The sequence below is a fragment of the Halochromatium roseum genome (assembly GCF_016653315.1).
GTDB classification, from domain to species: Bacteria; Pseudomonadota; Gammaproteobacteria; order Chromatiales; family Chromatiaceae; genus Lamprobacter; species Lamprobacter roseus.
Genome location: NZ_NHSH01000039.1, coordinates 1 through 16,103, shown reverse-complemented (window position 1 = coordinate 16,103; position 16,103 = coordinate 1). Strand labels below are relative to the sequence as shown.

Genomic DNA, 16,103 nt, shown 5'->3' with positions numbered 1-16,103 from the left:
AGAGGGCAAGACTTTCGATCGGTGGCGAATGAGATGACAAGAACCAAAGAACCTGTGACCGCCGCGGTGCGGCTTCTACGCCAGGCTGGCGTCCCCTTCAGCGGCTTCTGCTATATCTACAATGGTGGTGGCACGGCTGAGGTGGCTCAGGCGTTGGGCGTTGATGAGCACCCAGTGGTCAAGACCCTGATCATGGAAGACGACCGACTTCAGCCCTTGATCATGCTGATGCACGGGGATCGCGAGGTCGCGACGGGTGCCCTGGCGCGCCAGATCGGCGCGAAGCGGATTCAGCCCTGCGCACCGCAGATCGCGGACAAGCACGCCGGCTACCAGGTCGGTGGCACCTCACCTTTTGCGACCCGTCGGACGATGCCGGTTTACTGCGAGCGCAGCATCCTGCAGCTCGAGCAGCTCTCCATCAACGGCGGCAAGCGCGGCTACATCCTCAGGCTGCGCAGCGCGGATCTGCAACGTCTGTTGTCGCCAAAGCGGGTTGAGGTCGCGGTCTAAGCCGGCGTTGGAAGCCCGGTGTCTGGCCGCCGGTCGCGGTGAGGCATTGACCACCCAGACCCGGCAGTGGGAACCTCAACCCTCAACCCTCAACCCTCAACCCTCAACCCTCAACCCTCAGCTCTCGATTCGGACCCTGCCGATGCAACGCGATCCCAACCTGGTGCGCCTGTCGCATGACCATCAATCAGCACTGGTCTTGGCCAAGCGGGCGCGTGAGCTGACGACGGTCGTAGACCCCGAACGCCGAGCCGCTTGGGCCGAGATCAAGACGCGCTTTGCCGATGAGCTTGAACCGCACTTCCAGCTTGAGGAGCGGGGGCTGCTTCCCGCCTTACGGGTCGCCGGCCAGCAGGCCTTGGTTGAGCAAACGCTTGCCGAGCATACCGAGCTGCGGGGGTTGATTGTGAGCGAAGCCCCTGATGCCCCGGCGCGCTTCGGTGACGCCTTGCAGGCGCATATCCGCTTTGAAGAGCGGACCCTGTTCGAGACCGCGCAGCAGGTGCTGGAGCCCGCCGTGCTCAACGAGCTGGGCGTGCTGCACGAAGCGGCAGCGCGCTCAGCTTGTCCGACGACAGCGCGCAAGGGCGGCGCGCCCGGAGCGCCGCGATGAGTCAACAGCAAGCCAGACGCCCGGGCGAGATCGCCGTGGAGCACCCCCAAGCGTCAGACGCCTGGCTGCAGTACATCGGGCGCATCCACACCCCCTGGCCGCGGCGCGAAGACTGTCCGCGCCAAGGTGGCCTTGATGGTCCGGAGTGTCAGATCGAGGTCTTCCAGCCCTGGGATCAGGCCCTGGTCGGTCTCGAGCTGCGGAGCGCATTGGAGGTACTCTATTGGCTCGATCAGTCCCGGCGCGACCTGGTCCTGCAATGCCCGAAAGGACGGGATCATCCCGTTGGCACCTTTGCGCTGCGCTCGCCGGTGCGGCCGAATCCGATTGGCAGCAGCGTTGTCGAGCTGATGGGAGTCGAAGGCCAGCTGCTGCGGGTGCGCGGGTTGGATTGCCTGGATGGCACGCCATTATTGGACCTGAAGCCAGCGCGTTCGGCATTCATGACCAACCCAGGAACCTGATTGACTTCGTGTTAACTGATCACCGCTCCGACCGCTGGCTGTTCGCCGTACTCTGGCTCCTGCTGCTGGCCTACGCGCTGTTGTTCACACCTCCGGTTCCAGCAGACCTGCTCGGCCAACTCCGCGACCTCGCCTTGGCGCGCGTGCAAGCCGTCGATCCGATCGCGATCGCCGTGTTCAACCTGCTCGGGGTCTTGCCGGTTGCCTTCCTCGCCATCCTGCTGTTCGACACCGGCAAGCCCAACCCCTGGCCCTTTGCGCTGGGCAGCTTCGTCCTGGGTGGTTTCGTCTTGCTGCCCTATCTGGTGATACGGGACCTGCGCGCGCCCTTGCAACGGGCACCCGTTGCCTTTGTGCGCGCGCTCGGCTCGCGGATCACCGGCGTGGTGTTGCTGCTGATAGCCGTAGGGCTGATTGGATTTGCCGTCATCGCCGGCAACCCGAGCGTCTTCGCCGCCCAGCTTCAGGACTCGGCCTTCATCGCCGTGATGAGTGCCGATCTCCTAGTCTTGACACTCGCGCTGCATCGCTGTGCGGTGATGGATCGACAGCGGCGCGGGCTGCGCCTGAGCGGCTGGTCCGCGCAGGCTGTGCACATGCCGCTACTGGGTCCGCTGCTCTATCTTGCGTTGCGCCAGCCGGCATCGCGGGACGACCTCGGGGTGAGTCCAGACGGTGCTACAGGATCGGTTCGCTGAACGAGCGCAGGCGATAGCGGAGTTGGATCTGGCCAGCGTCCGTGCGCGCGGCGCTGATCGGGTAGCCAGAGTTGTCGAGGATGCTGGTCACCAGCGCCGCGACCAGCTCCTCAGGCGGGGTATCGCGATGCCGCTGTGCTAGGCGCTCGCGCACATGCTCGAGCAAGGACGGGTCGATCTCAAGCGTCAGGGTCTCAGTGGGCGGGGATGCGTTCATGGCGCTCCAGCGGCGAATGGCTCGAGCAGTTCCGGGCTGTCGTTGGCCGGCTTGTTCACCGCCCTTGATGAGACCGGATAGACCTCCCAGCCGCTCGGATCGGCCGGCTTGAGCAGGGACTGAAGCAACGCCTTGTCTGTCTCCCGGTCCGTTCGCCCAGTGCCGAGCCAGTTCCCATAGTCCTCAGGCGCCAGGATCACCGGCATCCGATCATGGATCGCCGCCAACAACGCGTTGGCCTCAGTCACGATAATCGTGCAAGAGTCGATGACGGCCCCGTCGTCGCCTTCCCAGTGTTCCCAGAGTCCAGCCATCGCGAACGGCGCCTGATCCTTGCGGCGGATCGCATAGGGTTGTTTGCCATCCTTGCCGGGCTGCCATTCATAGAAGGCATCGGCCGGGATCAGACAGCGACGCTGCGCAAACGCGGCCCGATAGGCCGGCTTGCTCGCCACCGTCTCGGCGCGGGCGTTGATCATGCTGTAGCGGTTATCCGGTCCCTTGGACCAGAACGGCACCAGGCCCCAGCGCAGGTTCACGCACTCGCGATGCTGCTGGTCCTCTGTCAGTCGGACTGCCAGCACCGGCTGGGTTGGCGCGACGTTGTAGCGCGGTTGTGCGTCAACCGCTGTCGTCGCGAGCCCGAAGTGATCGGCGAGGGTTTCGGGATCGGCGTATTGGGCGAAGCGTCCGCACATGCCGAACCTCCTTCGGTCAAGGTAACGAGTAAACGGGCGACGTCGGCGAGCGTATGCATGGCGCGTCTGACAAACTCAGGCTGCAGCAGCTCGCCTGCCAGTGGCTGCCCGACTCCGGGCACATCGGATGCGGCGCAGGCCAGGACAGTCAGCAGCCGGCCAATCGACCGCTGCGGAGGGCTGTTGATCGGATCAATGAAAGGTCTGATCGATCGATTGACAAAACACAATAGGCCAGGCCCATCGAGCTCATCCAATCAAACGATTTCACGTGAGCGGTCGCGGCGCCTAACCTGGTGTCAACCTCGAACGAGGCCTCCACACCAAGCGATTAGGAGCTGTACCCATGACCACCGACATCCAGACTACCCCCGCCATGCCGCGCCTGAACGAGTCGGCCCCGGCCTTCGATGCCCCAACCACCCATGGTCGCAAGACCCTTGAGGACTACCGCGGCCAATGGCTGGTGCTGTTCTCGCATCCGGCCGACTTCACCCCGGTCTGCACCACGGAGTTCATCGCCTTCGCGAAGCGCCATGCGGACTTCAAGGCGCTCGGCTGCGAGCTGCTTGGCCTGTCCATCGACAGCAACTTCTCGCATATCGCCTGGGAGCGCAACATCAAGGAGAAGTTCGGTGTCGAGATCGGCTTCCCGATCATCGCCGATCTCTCGATGCAGGTCGCCAAGGCCTACGGCATGATCCAGCCCGGCGCGAGCGATACCTCGGCGGTGCGTGCCACCTTCATCATCGACCCCAATGGCGTGCTACGCGCGATGGTCTACTACCCGATGAGCAACGGCCGCTCGATCGATGAGTTCGTGCGGCTGGTCAAGGCGCTGCAGACCTCCGATGAGCACGGCGTGGCGACCCCCGAGGGCTGGCAGCCGGGCGACAAGGTCATTGTGCCACCGCCGGCCACCGCCGAGCAGGCCGAGGCGCGCATGGCCGAGGGCTATGAGTGCAGTGACTGGTACTTCTGCAAGAAAGCACTCTGATCCAGGGAGCGAAGACGGGCGGCGTTCAAACGCCGCCCTGACCAGCGACCACCACAGCCCGCACCGCGCCGCTGTCCAGCCACTCATCCAAGCCCACCCAAGCGCTGCGCCAAGCGCGTGATCCGCCGCGTCGCCTGTTGCCGCCCCACCGCGATGCGTAACGCCTTCGCCTCCACAATCAGCACCACCAATTGCCGCCTGCGGGTGACCCCGGTATAGAGCAGGTTGAGCTCGAGCAGCGCGTAGTGCTGCATCGCCAACGGGATCACCACCACCGGATACTCCGAGCCCTGCGCCTTGTGGATGCTGATCGCATAGGCCAGGCCCAGCTCATCAAGTGCGCTGGCCTCATATTCGACCGCCCGGCCATCGATCTCCACCACCACCAGGCCCGCCTCGGCATCGATGCGGGTGATCTGTCCGATATCGCCGTTGAACACCTCCTTGTCGTAGTTGTTCACGCGCTGGATCACCTTATCGCCCGGGGCATAGGTGGTGCCGAAGCGTTGCAGCCGCGGTTGCGCATCGGGATTGAGTCGCTGCTGCAAGGCCAGATTCAGCGCCTGCGTGCCGAGCCCACCCCGATTCATCGGCGTCAGCACCTGGATGTCCGCACGCGGATCGAACCCAAAGCGCTTCGGGATGCGCTGCGTGACACTGGCGACGAGCTTCTCAGAGGTTGTCCGCATCAGCGGCCTCGATCAGATAGAAGTCGCTGGTCTCCCCCTTAGCCGGGGCGATCGGCCGCTCGCCGCTGTGGATACGATGGGCATTGACGATGATCCGCGAGGACAGCGCCTGACGGAACACCTCGGTCAGGCACACCGTCGGGATCACCCCCGAGGCGATCAGATCCGCCAGCACCCGACCTGGACCCACCGACGGCAGCTGATCGACATCGCCGACTAAGAGCAGCGCAGTCTCATCCGGCAACGCCCGCAGCAGCTGGTTCATCAGCACCGTATCCAGCATCGAGGCCTCATCCAGCACCAACAGCTCCGCCTCCAGCGGATACTCGGCATCGCGCTTGAAGCGATAGGCACTGGGGTCGAACTCCAACAGCCGATGAACCGTTTTTGCCTCGCAGCCGGTGGTCTCCTGCAGGCGCTTGGCTGCACGTCCGGTCGGGGCGGCAAGCTGCACCTCGACCTGCTTGGCTTGGAGGATGCGCAGCAGACTGTTGACCAAGGTCGTCTTGCCGACCCCGGGACCACCGGTCAGCACCGCGACCTTGCTCGAGAGCAGTGTGGTCAGGGCCGCACGCTGCGAGGGCGCGAGCGTCAGCCCAGTCTGGATCTCGACCCAGGGCAGGGCACGGCTGACATCGATCTGGCCCCAGGGCGGAGTGCCCTGCAACAGGCGCTGCAGCTGCACCGCGCAGCCCTGCTCGGCGCGATAGAGCGGGGTCAGATAGAGCAACCCCTGATCGCGGATCAGATGCTCGGCCTGTACCTCATCCTCGATCGCCTGCTCGATGATCGGCGCCGGAATCTCTAGCAGCTGACTGGCCTGGGCCAAGAGGGCCTCGGGTTCCGAGGCACAGTGTCCCTGCTCGGACCAGAGCTGCAGCGCATGGCGCACACCGGCGCGGGCACGCAGCGGCGAGTCGCGCGGGATGCCGAGGCTCTGTGCCAGGGTATCGGCGGTCTTGAAACCGATGCCCCAGATATCGAGCGCCAAGCGGTAGGGATTCTCGCTGACGGTGAGGATCGCCGCCTCGCCATAGGTCTTGTAGATGCGCACCGCCCGTGCGGTGCCGACACCGTGCGATTGCAGAAAGACCATGATCTCGCGCACCACCTGCTGCTCGGCCCAGGCGGCGGTGATCTGAGCGCGGCGCTTGCGGCCGATGCCGGGCAGTTCCTCCAGACGCTCTGGGCTCTGTTCGATGATCTCGAACACCGCCTCGCCGAAGGCGTTGACCAGCGTCCGCGCAAAGTGTGGGCCGATACCCCGAACCAGACCGGAGCCGAGGTACTTCTCGATCCCCTCGCGGGTGCCGGGCAGGATCACCTGCAGGCGCTCGGCGCGAAACTGCAGCCCATGCTTGGCGTCCTGCACCCACTGGCCCAGGGCTTCGATGGTCTCGCCGGGGCTGACGGCGGCGGCGCTGCCAACCAGGGTGACCAGGTCTCGCTGGCCAGGGACCTTGACCCGCAGCACGCAGAAGCCGGTTGACTCACTGTGGAAGGTCAGCCGCTCGATGCTGCCGGAGAGACGCTCGTGGGGATGGTCGGTGGCATGGCTGGGGGAGGGAGGTGACATCGGGGCAGTGTAGCGAATTGGCCAGGGGCGGGAGCTGGCGATGAGAGCCTGCCGCTTGTTGCCGATGTCTTTGGCGATTGGACGCTGATTGCCTGCTGGGTGAGTCACTTGCGTTTGGTCGATCTGCAGGCGAACGGGGTCGGGGCTATGAGGCGGTGGACACGGATCAACCCACCATCGATTGGCCTGATGGAGTGGGCGATGGGATGCTCGATCGTTCGCTGTTGAGCCGCCGATGCCGATACCCATGCAACGCGATCCTAGCGATCGGCTTAAGGCGCCCCGATCGGCGTTACCGCCTGGGAGCGAATCGGATCACGGACAACACACTCTCGGCCTCGGCTATGTCGACCTGCTGCTCATGCACTGGCCCGGCGGCTTTGGCGAGCAGGGCATCGTCGTCACCGCCTCTGCCCCGTCGCTTCGCGAAATCCTTCGCCCTGCCGAACTTACAGTGCTCGCGGTTGACTTTTGCACAGCGCTCGGCGATGCGAGGGTCTGCCGCATTGGTGGAAATGGGTTCTTTGTTGTTCAGCGTCACCAGGTAGAGTCCGGCTTGGCCGGTCAGCACGGGGCTGTTGTTGCTCATCGTGCGGGCAGGGCGTTGGTCGGATGACGCAGCGGGCAATGGCTTAGCCATGCCTTGATCGGCTCCCGGCATCGCAGCGGAGGTGGCAACTGCCGGCGCTGCAGACGGTGCCCTCGCCACCTGAGCGTCGACTAAACGGATCACCCGTTTCTCTAAGCAGTAGCTCAACTCGCGATCCCACCAGTTTCCTTGCTGAAAGGTTCCAGTAGGTGACTGGCGAGTGCGTGCCTTAGCCGCCTCAGTAAAAGCGCCCACCGTGCGGCCGTCAAACATCTTCAGAAATAGCCACTGGTTGCGGCCTTTGCTCGCCCGCTGAACCACCTTCTCGCCGACGATCTCAATTCGCAGCGCTGGGTGCTGTGTTGGCATGTACTTAATCCTCGAGGCCCCCCCACGAGCCCTGTCTTGAGAGCGTAGCGCAAAACGGCAACCGCGATCCTTCGATTGCGCTAGCTCAAGACCGCACTCTGTTTCTGGTCTACACTCACCCCGAGTGATTGGCTTAGATCAGTGTTTACCCGCAGCAGACACGAGTAGTATCGAATGCTAGGGGTAAATCGCGGCGCGATTCTTAGGATCGCAGCACAGGGCAGTGGATGGAGAGAGGATGGGGACCAGCTACGTCAATCCAGCGCGCCTGTGGTCTGCGCGGCATTCAGCTTTCGCACCAGCGTTGGTGCAAGCGCGCATAACCGATGATCCTGCAGTGCGTGGGTCGCGATACAGCCGCACACTGATGAACCCGAGCGACGCCCGATGACCGATGCCATCGGCCGCAGCGTCCGGCTCTTCCTCGTCGAGGGCAAATCGACCGGTCTGATCACCGCCGAGATCATGAACTGGACCGGCCACGTCCTGACCGGCCCTCGCACCGAGCTGCCCAAGTTCCTCGCCCGTCCCGAGGTCGCGCGCACCGGCGTCTACCTGCTGCATGGTCGCGATCCCGACGACCCCGATCGCACGATGCTCTACATCGGCGAGAGCGACCAAGTCGGCGCCCGCCTTAAGCAACACAACCAAGAAGACCTACTGGGAGCGCACCTGCGTCATCACCAGCAAGGACCAGAACATCACCAAGGCGCACGCGCGCTATCTGGAGTCGCGCCTGATCGGCACCGCGACTAAGGCCAAGCGCGCCACGCTCGACAATGGCACCGCGCCGCCGGTGGTGCCGCTGCCTGAGGCCGACTGCTCCGACATGGAGTTCTTCATCGAGCAGATCCGACTCATCCTTCCCGTGCTCGGGATTGAGTTCTTTCGCGAAGCGCCGAAACCGTCGATGCACCAAACACCATCAGCATCACCCGCAGCTCAAGAACACGATGGGCCAGTCTTCGAACTCACCCACAAGAAGACTGGAATTAGCGCAAGAGCCCGTGAGATTGACGATGACTTTGTCGTGCTCTCAGGGTCGCTTGCCGTTCCGCATTGGATCAGCAAGGCCAAAGCAAACGCATCGCACAGCTATAGCAAGCTCCAGCAGAAGCTGATGGATAACGGACAAATCAAGCAGGATCAATCCACCGGCCTTGCGCGCTTTACCGAAGATGTCGCCTTTTCCAGTCCTAGCGCCGCCTCGGCTGTCATCTTGGGGCGCACCGACAATGGCCGGTTGAGTTGGAAGATCGAGGGCACGCAGACCAATTATGCCGCTTGGCAGGATCAGCAAATTCAAAAATCCACTGCCAGCGAAAGCGTTTCCCCGGCAACTTGAGCACATGAAGCAAGCAGATATCCCACTGGAAACGGCCTTGTCCAAGGCAACTCCCGCGCCGCTCACGCTCGGGCAGCTCGAATCCCACCTCTGGGAAGCCGCCAACATCCTGCGCGGTAGCCCCGTGGACCGGACCGATTGGAAGAGCTACATCCTGCCGCTGCTGTTCTTCAAGCGTCTCTGCGATGTCTGGGACGAAGAACACGAAGAGATGGTTGCCACCTATGGCGAGGCCTTCGCCGACGAGCATCGCTTTCAGGTGCCAGAGGATTGTCATTGGCGTGACGTGCGTCAGACCGCCGCCAATGTCGGCACCGCCATCGGCAACGCCATGCGCGGCATTGAGCGCGCCAATCAGGACCACCTTTACGGCGTCTTCGGCGATACGCCCTGGACCAACAAGGAACGCCTGCCCGATGACCTACTGAAAGACCTCATCGAGCACTTCTCCGCCCTGCGGCTGGGCAATCAGGCGGTGCGCAACGACATCATCGGCGATGCCTACGAATACCTGATCAAGAAGTTCGCCGACACCACAAACAAGAAGGCCGGCGAGTTCTACACCCCGCGTAGCGTCGTGCGGCTGATGGTCGATCTCCTCGAACCGCAAGAGGGCGAGACCATCTACGATCCCGCCTGCGGCACCGGCGGCATGCTGCTAGCCTGCGTCGAGCATGTGCGCGATCGCGGCGGCGATCTACGCACCTTCTTCGGGCGGCTGTTCGGGCAGGAGAAAAACCTCACCACCTCATCCGTCGCTCGGATGAATCTGCTGCTGCACGGCGTTGAGGACTTCCAGATCGAGCGCGGCGACACCCTGCGCAACCCGGTCTTCACCGACCCCGCCACCGGCGGACTCGCCACCTTCGATATCGTCATCGCCAATCCACCGTTCTCGCTCGAGAAGTGGGGCCGCGAGGTCTGGGAGAGCGATCCCTGGGGCCGCGCCTTCGCCGGTTTACCAACCGACAAGTCCGGCGACTTCGCCTGGGTGCAGCACATGGTCAAATCCATGGCACCACCCACTGGTGCGATGGCTGTTGTCCTCCCGCAAGGCGCGCTATTCCGTGGTGGAATCGAGGGCAAGATACGCCAACACCTGCTGCAGAAAGATTTGATCGAGGCTGTCATCGGTCTAGCACCGAACCTGTTCTACGGCACTGGACTCGCCGCCTGTATCCTCCTGCTGCGCACTAATAAGCAGCCTGAGACCGCCGGCAAGGTGCTGATCTGTGACGCCTCTAGCTTGTTTCGCAAAGATCGCGCGCAGAACCACCTGCAGCCCAAACACGCTGAGCGCATCGTCAGCTGGTACAAGAGCTTCGAGGATGTCGAGGACCATTGTCGTGTCGTCGACCTCGACGAGATCGAGCAGGAAAGCTGGACACTCAATATCTCCCGTTACGTGTTGCCGCCCATTGGCAAAGATATCCCGCCGCTGCCGGAGGCCATCGCTGACTTCAAGGCTGCACTGGAGCGGGTACGAGAGGCAGAGGATGCGTTGCGGCGAGAAATAATCGAGGGCAGGTGGCTCGACTGTGACACCGAAAAGCTCAAGACAAGTGGGGCCGAAGAATGACGAAGCCATCATTTCCGACCGAGCAACGCTCTCAGACGCGGGAGGATGTGATTGACGAGTTCCTGCCGGATCTGCACCGCAGTCTCGTCGAGCACAAAGGCATCAACGGCGACTATCTGGGTGAAGAACTCTGGCGCCAGATCGGGCCGCGAGGCTATTACCACCTTCTTTGCTTCCTCGACGAGTTCACCGATCGTTACCAGTGGGAGCCGGGGATCGCCGGTGAATATCTCGGTCGCCTCGGTACATTTGAGCACTGGCGGCCTTATCAGGAAGAAGAACGGACCTGGAAGCCGCGCTCCAAATGAGTCAGCGCCTCACCCTCCAACAACTCGAATCCTATCTCTGGGGCGCCGCGGTCATCCTCCGTGGCCTGGTCGACGCCGGCGACTACAAGCAGTTCATCTTCCCGCTGGTGTTCTACAAACGCCTCTCAGATGTCTGGGACGAGGACTATGCGGTGGCGCTGGAGAACTACGGCAACGATGTGGAACTGGCTAAGGCTGAGGCCAACGAGCGCTTCATCATCCCCAACGGCGCCCACTGGAACGACGTGCGCACATTGCCCAAGGACCTCGGTCGTGCGCTCCAGACCGCGATGCGCGCCATCGAAGCCGCCAACCCGGGCCGCTTCGACGGCATCTTCGGCGATGCCCCCTGGACCAACAAAGAACGACTACCGGACTACACACTCAAGAACCTGCTAGAGCACTTCTCCACGCAGACGCTCAGCATCGCCAACGTCCCCGAGGACACCCTCGGCGATGCCTATGAATACCTTATCGGCCGCTTCGCCGACGACGGCGGCCACACCGCCCAGGAGTTCTATACCAACCGCACCATCGTTCACCTGATGACGCAGATGCTCCGCCCCCAGGCTGGTGAGCGCATCTACGACCCCACCTGCGGCACGGGTGGCATGCTCATCGCCGCTCTGGCTGAGGTGAAGCGCACCGGCGGCGAGCACCGCACGCTTGGCCTCTTCGGGCAAGAGCGCAACCACATGACTGCCTCCATCGCTCGCATGAACCTCGTGCTGCATGGTGTTGAGGACTTCCACATCGCCCGCGGCGATACCTTGGACGCACCGCACTTCACCGCTAGTGACCGGCTCGCCACCTTCGACGTTGTGCTGGCCAATCCGCCGTACTCCATCAAGCGCTGGAACCGCAATGCCTGGCAGAGCGATGTCTGGGGCCGCAATAGCCTTGGCACCCCGCCGCAGGGCCGCGCCGACTACGCCTTCTTCCAGCACATCCTCTCCAGCCTCGACTCGCGCTCCGGCCGCTGCGCCATCCTGTTCCCGCATGGCGTGCTGTTCCGCCAAGAAGAGCGCGCAATGCGGCAGAAGCTCATCGAGTCTGACCAGCTCGACTGCGTGCTCGGTCTTGGGCCGAACCTGTTCTTCAACTCGCCGATGGAGGCCTGCGTCGTCATCTGCCGCGCGAGCAAGCCGCCTGAGCGCCAGGGCCGCGTCCTGTTCATCGATGCCGTCAACGAGATCACCCGCGAGCGCGCCTACAGTTTTCTCAAGCCGGAACACCAGAGGCGCATCGCCGACGCGTACCACGCCTTCACCGACGAACCTGGCTTCTGCCGCGTTGCGGACCTCGCAAAGATCACCGCCAACGGTCACAGTCTCTCCATCCCACTTTACGTCAAGCGCGCCAAAGCCGAAACCGGCAAGCCCGAGGACCAGCGCAGCCTGCGCGAGGTCTGGGACGACTGGGAGCAGGGTGGTCGCGCCTTCTGGCAGCAGATGGATGCGTTGATCGAGACGCTTGATGGACTGACAGCGGAGAGCAAAGCCGATGCGTAGCGCCGCCGAGCTACTCGAAGAACTCAATGCCCTGGACGAGTCGGTCCAGATCGAGGCCAAAAGGGCGCGCGACATCGGTAAATCCGTCCAGCAAACGGTCTGCGCCTTCGCCAACGAGCCCGGCCTCGATGGTGGCTATCTGCTGCTCGGCGTCGAGTGGGAGCGTAACGAGAAAGGCGATGTGGTGTATTGGCCAGCCGGCCTCCCCGATCCCGACAAGCTTCAGAGCGATCTGGCCAGTCAATGTGCCGGCATGTTCAACGTGGTTCTGCGTCCCGAAATGCAGGTCGAGTCGATTGATGGAAAAACGCTGATCGTGGTCTTCGTTCCCGAGGCCGATGTCACCCAAAAGCCCATTTATTTCAAAGCGACTGGCCTGCCGAGCGGCGCCTTTCGCCGCATCGGGTCGGCAGACCATCGCTGTGCCGATGAAGACATCTGGGTGCTGCGCGGCGACAGCCAACCGCAGAGCGGCCCGGATAAGGCCATCGTGCAAGACGCGACCCGCGACGACTTCGATCCCCAAGCCATCGCCGAATACCGCCGTCTGCGCGCCAATCTCAACCCCGCCGCAGAAGAACTGACCTATGGCGATGACGATCTGCTCGAGGCCATCGGCGCGCTGCGGCGCGCCAATGATGCGCTGAAACCCACCGTTGCCGGCATCGTGCTGTTCGGCAAATCCATGGCACTACGTCGGCTGATGCCCGCGTTGCGCATCGATTACATCCGGGTCAACGGCACCCAATGGCTTGAAGACCCCGACGAGCGCTTCGCCGCCACGCTCGATGTGCGCAAGCCGCTCCTGCTCGCCTTGCGGCAGCTGCAAAGCACCATCCTCGACGACCTTCCGCGTGGCTTCCGCCTCGACGAGGGCGAGCTACAGAGCCGGCAGGAGCCCATCCTGCCGGACAAAGTGATCCGGGAGGCTCTCGCCAACGCCACCATGCACCGCAGCTACCATGTAAACAGTCCGGTGCAGATCATTCGCTACAGCAACCGCATCGAGGTCCTCAATCCGGGCTACTCGCTCAAGCCAGTGGCAGATCTCGGCACCCCTGGCTCGCGCTTGCGCAATCCGACCATCGCCGCCGTGCTCCATGACCTGCACTGGGCCGAGACCAAGGGCTCTGGCATTCGCGTGATGCGCCGGCTCTCCACCCAAGCAGGACTCCCACCACCGGAGTTCAGCTCAGCGCGGGAGCAGAACGAGTTCAAGGCCACGCTCTTTCTGCACAACCTACTCACCGAGCAAGATCACCAGTGGCTCAAGCGCATCACGAGCACCGCATTGAGCGGCGACGAAGCCAAGATCCTTCTCTACGCGCGTGAGACTGGCGCCGTGAACAATACCGCTTGCCGGGACTTCTCTGGCCTCGACACCCTCACCGCGAGCGCCGTACTCCGCCGCCTGCGCGATCGAGGGCTGCTGATCAAGCAAGGCGCGGGTAACCGGACCTACTACACGCTAAGAGACCCGTTGGTCGAACCCGAGCCGCAGCCCGAGCAAGCACACCTACCGCTGTTCGAGAACGAAACGAAAGTGCCGACGGCACGCGAAGGACGCCAGCCCACCGAGGAAGGTTGCAACCTTGAGCATGCAACCTTGCCGCCCGAGCTTGCAACCTTGCTCGCTGAGCAAACCGGTCGACTCGACCAAAAGACCTTGCGCCAGTTCATTATTCGCCTCTGCGCCTGGCGCCCTTTGACCGGCGAGGAGCTTGCAACCTTACTCAACAAGAAGCGCAGCTATCTGCGCAACAAGCACCTGATCCCCATGGTCAGCGAAGGGCAGCTCAAGCTGCGTTACCCGGAGAGCGCGAAGCACCCGCATCAGGCCTATGTGGCCAGCGAGCCGGAGCAGGAGGATTCTGAATGAGTGACGGACTGAAACAGGGGTGGCGCCGCCTGCGGTTCGAACAGATGGCGCAGAACGTGAACGTCCGCGTCGATGATCCAAACGAAGCCGGTGTCGAATATTACGTCGGTTTGGAACACCTCGACTCCGACAGCCTGAAGATCCGCCGCTGGGGCTCGCCAGCGGATGTGACCGCTACCAAGCTGTTGTTCGAGCCGGGGGACATCATTTTCGGTCGCCGCCGGGCCTATCAGCGCAAGCTCGGTGTTGCTGAGTGGCGCGGCATCGCCTCGGCGCATTCACTGGTGCTGCGTGCCAAGCCGGATGTGGTGCTTCCGGAGTTCCTGCCCTTCTTCATGCAGTCCGATCTATTCATGGACAGGGCGAAGCAAATCTCGGTCGGCTCATTGTCTCCAACCATCAATTGGAAGACGCTTGCAAAGCAGGAGTTCGCGCTGCCGCCGTTGGAAGAGCAGCGGCGGATTGCAAACCTTGGTCGCCAAGCTGCGTCGGCTAGCGATTCGAGTTTAGCAGCCGCACAAGCCGGCCACCGACTTTTCAGCTCTTCGCTGCATCGAATCTTCACACAAGGGGTTGATGATGGTAATGCTCAGATCGAAATCAGCCCATCATCGTCTCCCCAATGGGAAACATTACCGCTAGCTGATGTGGCTACTGTTGAACGTGGCAAGTTTTCCCATCGGCCGAGAAATTTGCCAGAGTTCTACGGGGGACCCTACCCTTTCGCGCAGACTGGTGATGTTGCGTCCGCTCGCGGCAGAAACTTCAAGGCGTCTCAGCATTTGTCTGATCTAGGCGTGAAATACAGCCGCTCGTTCCCCCCTGATAGCATACTTATCACCATCGCGGCCGTAATCGGGGCGACGGCAATCACAACGGAAGAAACTTGGTGCCCAGACAGCGTCGTAGGAATAATTCCCGGCGATAGGGTGATCGTGGACTATCTAGAATACGTGCTGCGGTACAGGCGGACCCACCTCGAGCATGCTGTAGCGACCCAAACGGCGCAGAAAAACATCAATCTGGCTGTGTTGCGTCCGCTTCCTATATCAGTACCCGAGTGGTCAACTCAAGAAAAAATTGTTGAGCTTTTGAAAAGCATCGAGATTGGAATCGCTGCTCAGTATTCTCGCGCCGAAAAAGGTCGCCGACTGTTCCAATCGGCATTGGCCAAGAAAATCGGAGAAGAGCAATGACCTTCACCGAATCCAACACCATCGAGGCCTACTTCCGCGACCTGCTCTGCGGCGCCACGGCGAACGACAACCCGCTTGACCTCCAAGATGCCCGCGGCATCTATGGCGTCGTCAGCAAGGGTGCCGGCTGGATCTACCTGCCCCCGGCTGCGTTGCCACGCGCGCCGCAGGACGTCTTCTCCGAGCCGCTGGTGCGCGCCGCCCTGATCCGGCTGAACCCCTGCATCGCCGAACGACCCGAGCGCGCTGACGAGGTGCTCTACAAGCTGCGCGCCATCGTACTGTCGGTGCGCTCCGACGGCCTGATCCGCGCCAACGAAGAGTTCACCGCCTGGCTGCGCGGCGAACGCTCGATGCCCTTCGGCAATGACGGCGAGCATGTGACAGTGCGCCTGTTGGACTTCGACGATCTGGCGCAGAACCAGTACCTCGTCACCAGCCAGTACCTGTTCCGCGCTGGCCCGGCCGAGCGCCGTGCAGACCTAGTCTTGCTGATCAACGGGCTGCCGTTGGTGTTGATTGAGGCCAAGACCCCAGTGCGCCCGTCAGTGAGTTGGGTTGATGGGGCGATCCAGGTCCACACCGACTACGAACAGTTCGTCCCGGAGCTGTTCGCCTGCAATGTGTTCAGTGTCGCTAGCGAAGGCAAGGAACTGCGCTACGGCTCTATCCGCATGCCGGTACAGCTGTGGGGGCCTTGGCGGCCGGAGGATGAAGCCGAACAACACAGCACACCAGGGCGAAACCGTTCTACGCCTAACTGACGCACCTTAGAAGCACTTACCCTCGGATCTGGACATTTCCGCGCGTCTGGTTCAAACTGCCGGGCAATGTTGATTGGCGAGGCGGCGCGATGAACCTG

18 protein-coding genes are annotated in these 16,103 nt (G+C 62.6%); 13 read left to right on the top strand and 5 right to left on the bottom strand.

Translation table 11 applies throughout. The features are described from left to right. The first annotated feature begins 33 nt into the window (after positions 1-33). From CCR96_RS03900 to CCR96_RS03885, 4 genes are all read left to right on the top strand, one after another. Positions 34-513, top strand: a complete 480-nt coding sequence (locus CCR96_RS03900) for a YbaK/EbsC family protein (protein ID WP_201217584.1) — start codon at positions 34-36, stop codon at positions 511-513. Positions 514-655: 142 nt separating this feature from the next. Continuing rightward, a complete protein-coding gene (locus CCR96_RS03895; protein ID WP_242518445.1) occupies positions 656-1,126 on the top strand; it encodes a hemerythrin domain-containing protein in 471 nt (156 codons plus the stop codon). Continuing rightward, positions 1,123-1,590, top strand: coding sequence for a tRNA (N6-threonylcarbamoyladenosine(37)-N6)-methyltransferase TrmO (gene tsaA, locus CCR96_RS03890; RefSeq protein WP_201217582.1), 468 nt, complete (start codon positions 1,123-1,125; stop codon positions 1,588-1,590). The genes CCR96_RS03895 and tsaA overlap by 4 nt, the downstream gene beginning before the upstream one ends. An 8-nt stretch (positions 1,591-1,598) precedes the next feature. Next, positions 1,599-2,288 (top strand): hypothetical protein, encoded by a 690-nt coding sequence (locus CCR96_RS03885; protein WP_201217573.1) that lies wholly within the window; start codon positions 1,599-1,601, stop codon positions 2,286-2,288. Here the strand turns inward: CCR96_RS03885 and CCR96_RS03880 are convergent. Both CCR96_RS03880 and CCR96_RS03875 read right to left on the bottom strand, forming a co-directional pair. Beyond that, complete coding sequence (locus tag CCR96_RS03880; RefSeq protein WP_201217570.1) at positions 2,269-2,505, bottom strand: hypothetical protein; 237 nt, start codon at positions 2,503-2,505, stop codon at positions 2,269-2,271. The two genes, CCR96_RS03885 and CCR96_RS03880, sit on opposite strands and share 20 nt — an antisense overlap. After that, a complete protein-coding gene (locus tag CCR96_RS03875) occupies positions 2,502-3,203 on the bottom strand; it encodes an SOS response-associated peptidase (protein ID WP_201217568.1) in 702 nt (233 codons plus the stop codon). The genes CCR96_RS03880 and CCR96_RS03875 overlap by 4 nt, the downstream gene beginning before the upstream one ends. Positions 3,204-3,549: 346 nt before the next feature. Between CCR96_RS03875 and CCR96_RS03870 the strand changes: the two genes are divergently transcribed. Further along, positions 3,550-4,200, top strand: coding sequence for a peroxiredoxin (locus tag CCR96_RS03870; protein WP_201217565.1), 651 nt, complete (start codon positions 3,550-3,552; stop codon positions 4,198-4,200). A gap of 83 nt (positions 4,201-4,283) precedes the next feature. Here the strand turns inward: CCR96_RS03870 and CCR96_RS25725 are convergent, their stop codons facing one another. From CCR96_RS25725 to CCR96_RS03860, 3 genes are all read right to left on the bottom strand, one after another. Beyond that, the gene (locus CCR96_RS25725; protein ID WP_476702828.1) at positions 4,284-4,889 is read right to left on the bottom strand and encodes an ATP-dependent DNA helicase; all 606 of its coding nucleotides are present in this window, start codon (positions 4,887-4,889) and stop codon (positions 4,284-4,286) included. Then, positions 4,873-6,465: an SF1B family DNA helicase RecD2 gene (recD2, locus tag CCR96_RS03865; RefSeq protein WP_476702827.1), complete on the bottom strand. Its 1,593-nt coding sequence runs from the start codon at positions 6,463-6,465 to the stop codon at positions 4,873-4,875. The genes CCR96_RS25725 and recD2 overlap by 17 nt, the downstream gene beginning before the upstream one ends. Positions 6,466-6,757: 292 nt before the next feature. Then, entirely contained in the window at positions 6,758-7,423 is a 666-nt protein-coding gene (locus CCR96_RS03860; protein ID WP_201217563.1) for a hypothetical protein, read from the bottom strand. A 387-nt stretch (positions 7,424-7,810) separates the two neighbouring features. Here CCR96_RS03860 and CCR96_RS25290 point away from each other — a divergent pair, with 387 nt between their 5' ends. From CCR96_RS25290 to CCR96_RS03825, 8 genes are all read left to right on the top strand, one after another. Then, positions 7,811-8,179: a GIY-YIG nuclease family protein gene (locus CCR96_RS25290; protein ID WP_338035802.1), complete on the top strand. Its 369-nt coding sequence runs from the start codon at positions 7,811-7,813 to the stop codon at positions 8,177-8,179. Positions 8,180-8,252: 73 nt separating this feature from the next. Continuing rightward, positions 8,253-8,768, top strand: coding sequence for a DUF4357 domain-containing protein (locus CCR96_RS25285; RefSeq protein ID WP_338035801.1), 516 nt, complete (start codon positions 8,253-8,255; stop codon positions 8,766-8,768). A gap of 4 nt (positions 8,769-8,772) precedes the next feature. Then, positions 8,773-10,347 (top strand): type I restriction-modification system subunit M, encoded by a 1,575-nt coding sequence (locus tag CCR96_RS03850; RefSeq protein WP_201217560.1) that lies wholly within the window; start codon positions 8,773-8,775, stop codon positions 10,345-10,347. Further along, a complete protein-coding gene (locus tag CCR96_RS03845; RefSeq protein ID WP_201217558.1) occupies positions 10,344-10,655 on the top strand; it encodes a hypothetical protein in 312 nt (103 codons plus the stop codon). Before CCR96_RS03850 ends, CCR96_RS03845 begins: the two co-directional genes overlap by 4 nt. Further along, complete coding sequence (locus tag CCR96_RS03840) at positions 10,652-12,166, top strand: type I restriction-modification system subunit M (RefSeq protein WP_201217556.1); 1,515 nt, start codon at positions 10,652-10,654, stop codon at positions 12,164-12,166. The genes CCR96_RS03845 and CCR96_RS03840 overlap by 4 nt, the downstream gene beginning before the upstream one ends. Further along, positions 12,159-14,045 (top strand): ATP-binding protein, encoded by a 1,887-nt coding sequence (locus CCR96_RS03835; RefSeq protein ID WP_201217553.1) that lies wholly within the window; start codon positions 12,159-12,161, stop codon positions 14,043-14,045. Before CCR96_RS03840 ends, CCR96_RS03835 begins: the two co-directional genes overlap by 8 nt. Beyond that, complete coding sequence (locus CCR96_RS03830; RefSeq protein WP_201217551.1) at positions 14,042-15,241, top strand: restriction endonuclease subunit S; 1,200 nt, start codon at positions 14,042-14,044, stop codon at positions 15,239-15,241. Before CCR96_RS03835 ends, CCR96_RS03830 begins: the two co-directional genes overlap by 4 nt. Next, the gene (locus tag CCR96_RS03825) at positions 15,238-16,005 is read left to right on the top strand and encodes a type I restriction endonuclease (RefSeq protein ID WP_201217549.1); all 768 of its coding nucleotides are present in this window, start codon (positions 15,238-15,240) and stop codon (positions 16,003-16,005) included. Before CCR96_RS03830 ends, CCR96_RS03825 begins: the two co-directional genes overlap by 4 nt. The last annotated feature ends 98 nt before the right edge of the window (positions 16,006-16,103 follow it).